Annotated in this window: 2 protein-coding genes; both read left to right on the top strand. The window is 44.5% G+C overall.

The annotated features are described in order from the left end of the window. Positions 1-126 precede the first annotated feature (126 nt). Positions 127-1,176: a DNA methyltransferase gene (locus JX312_RS12815; RefSeq protein WP_239653923.1), complete on the top strand. Its 1,050-nt coding sequence runs from the start codon at positions 127-129 to the stop codon at positions 1,174-1,176. 4 nt (positions 1,177-1,180) lie between these two features. Continuing rightward, positions 1,181-2,014, top strand: an 834-nt coding sequence (locus JX312_RS12820) for a PDDEXK nuclease domain-containing protein (protein ID WP_204458307.1), incomplete at its 3' end; no start/stop codon positions are given.

Consider the following 2,014-nt stretch of genomic DNA (forward strand, 5'->3'; position numbering starts at 1 on the left):
CCAGAAAATCGCGTAACCAACATGAATACAGAGTTTAACAATTTCGCATTAACAGATTTTAAGAGACGCCAGTGAAAATATTTCGAGACTGAGGACTTCCCGGGTCGCCCTTGGCGAGTTCATGACTTGACTAAACAAACCACTGCAAGTGAAAGACCAAATAGCTTCTTCACTATTGTAAATCCCAAGACAGGCGAAAAATATCCGGCTAATCCTAATGCCACATGGCGTATTACTGTCGATACAATCGAAGATTATATAGCACAAAATCGGATAGTTTTCCCTGGTGATTATCCGTTTATGCGAATATCGAAGCCAGTTCTTAGATACTGGAAAGAAGATGACGAGGCAAAGGCTGGTGAGAATTTTGGTAAAATTGCTGTTTCAACACTTTTACCTGAGTCGGTTGGTATGTCTTTAGACGGCACAAGAGAAATTACCAATCTTTTTAATGGTAAAATTTTCTCTTTCCCTAAGCCTTCATCTCTTATTTCATTCTTCTGTAAGATTTGCAATGATCAGGATGCGCTTATTCTCGACTTCTTCAGCGGTAGTGCGACAACCGCACACGCCGTTATGAAGCTCAATGCCGAAGACGGAGGACACCGCAAGTTCATTATGGTGCAGCTCCCCGAAGTTACTGACGAAAAGAGCGAGGCGCGTAAGGCAGGATACAACACAATCTGTGAGATTGGCAAGGAGCGCATACGTCGTGCCGGAAAGAAAGTCAAGGAAGAAGCGGGTCAAGCCGCAGACGGCTTAGACACCGGCTTCCGTGTCCTCAAACTTGACTCGTCGAATATGGAGGACGTGTTCTATACTCCCGATAAGTTTGAGCCGTCGCTGCTCGACAGCCTTGTGGATAACATCAAGGCTGACCGCTCCGGTGAAGACCTGCTTTTCCAAGTTATGCTCGACCTTGGCATCGAACTCTCTGCCAAGATTGAGCGTAAGGAAGTTGCAGGCAAGGAAGTTTTCTCTGTCGATGATGATTATCTGCTCGCTTGTTTCGACACTGACGTTAACGAAACAACCATCGAGGAAATGGCGAAGTTACTCCCGACACACCTTGTCATTCGTGACGCTTCCGCTGCCAACGACAATGTGCTCGACAACTTCGACCAAATCATCGAATCCTACTCTGACGAAAAGAAGATAACCACTCATGTTTTGTGACAATATGGAAAAGAAAGTGGAATTATCTAAACTTGTCGCTGATATCAGGGAAATCACCCGGCGTTACCGTGGCAAAGCAGCCATTCAGCTCAATGCGACGATTATAGATGAGCGTTGGGAGATAGGAAAACGCATTGTAGAAGAAGAGCAAAACGGCGAGATTAGGGCTGAATATGGGACCAATCTCTTAAAGGAGCTTTCTGCACAATTGACATTTGATCTCGGTAAAGGCTATAGTCAGCGTTCTCTTGCTTATTATAGGCTGCTGTACTTATATTTTCCTGACAGAAAGATTTTGCAGACGCGTCTGCAAAATCTCACGTGGTCGCATATACAGGCTGTTTTGGGCGAGAAAAATGAGAAAGCCAGATTATGGTATATGGATGAAGCTGCACAGCAGATGTGGTCTGTAAAGACTCTTGAGAGAAATGTGGGTTCGCAATACTATCACCGTTTGCTTGCTTCACCCGACAAATCAGCTGTTTCAGAGGAAATGGAGCGATTGACAGCAAAGGATAATATAGTTACTGCGCCCGAACAATATATCAAATCACCTATGGTTACTGAATTCCTTGGTATCGCCAAGGATGCATCGTACACAGAAAGTGACCTTGAAAGCGCGCTCATCACACATCTACAGCAGTTCCTAATGGAACTTGGCAAAGGATATGCTTTCGTCGAACGGCAGCAACACATTGTGACCGATGCGGGTGACTATTATATAGACCTGGTCTTCTACAATTATTTGCTAAAATGTTTTGTGCGTACAACCATCCGCGATAGCGTATTGACGAACTCCGAAAGAGAGTTGTATCTTTGTCAACAAAAAGAATCATGG

The sequence above is a fragment of the Barnesiella sp. CU968 genome (assembly GCF_905219685.1).
In the GTDB taxonomy this organism is placed as follows: Bacteria; Bacteroidota; Bacteroidia; order Bacteroidales; family Muribaculaceae; genus Lepagella; species Lepagella muris_A.